The sequence below is a fragment of the Pseudofrankia saprophytica genome, from assembly GCF_000235425.2.
In the GTDB taxonomy this organism is placed as follows: Bacteria; Actinomycetota; Actinomycetes; order Frankiales; family Frankiaceae; genus Pseudofrankia; species Pseudofrankia saprophytica.
In genome coordinates this window covers 4,282,719-4,283,655 of record NZ_KI912266.1, presented here as the reverse complement: position 1 = coordinate 4,283,655, position 937 = coordinate 4,282,719, and the positions used below count along the sequence as shown (strand labels likewise).

Sequence of the window (937 nt, the reverse complement as noted above, 5' to 3'; positions counted from 1 at the left end):
CGCGCCCGCCGGCCTGCCAACGGCGCGGCCAGCGCCCCGCCCGCCCCGCCCGCCGAGATCGAGGCCGCCCTCGCGGCCGTCCCGGCCCCCGTCGTGGCGACGTCCAAGGTCGTGACCGTCGCCGCGCCGGCCTCGGCCGCCCTGGTCGTGCCGACCATCGCCCCGCCCGACGCCGAGGGCCACGGTGACGTCCTCGACGACATGCTGGACCGCGCCGTGACGCACCTGCGCTCGCTGCAGGACGACGCCGGCTGGTGGAAGGGCGACCTGGAGAGCAACACCTCGATCGACGCCGAGGACCTGATGCTGCGCAAGTGGCTCGGCGTCTGGAACCAGGAGCAGGCCGAGCTCACCGCCAGGTTCATCCGGTCGCGGCAGATCGCCGACGGCTCCTGGCCCATCTACCACGGCGGGCCGGGCGACCTCGCGCCGACGGTGGAGTCCTACGTCGCGCTGCGCCTCGTCGGCGACAGCCCGGACGCGCCGCACATGCGCGCCGCCGCCGCGTGGACGCGCGCCCACGGCGGCGTGCCGGCGTCCCGGATCTTCACCCGCATCTGGCTGGCGCTGTTCGGCTGGTGGCGCTGGGAGGACCTGCCGGTACTGCCGCCGGAGCTGATGCTGCTGCCGGCGAAGGTGCCGCTGTCGATCTACAAGTTCGCCTCGTGGGGCCGGCAGACGATCGTCGCGATCACCGTGCTCATGGCCCACCGGCCGACGGGGATCCCGCCGTTCCCGATCGACGAGCTCTTCCCGGCTCCGGCACCGGCCGCGAAGTCCCGTCGGCGCGCCCGCGCCGCGGGTGCCTGGGTGGACACGACCATCGACGGCCTCTTCCACGTCGGTGACGCCGACCTGGACGGCGACGGCTCCCCGGCGGCCCAGCCGTCGGCGGTCGGCGCCCCGTCGGTGCCGGTCGACGCGCCGAAGCGCCGCC

1 pseudogene is annotated in these 937 nt (G+C 75.8%); it reads left to right on the top strand.

Annotated elements, in window-relative coordinates:
* Nucleotides 1–937, top strand: a pseudogene (locus FRCN3DRAFT_RS45000) (hypothetical protein); the annotation flags it as partial.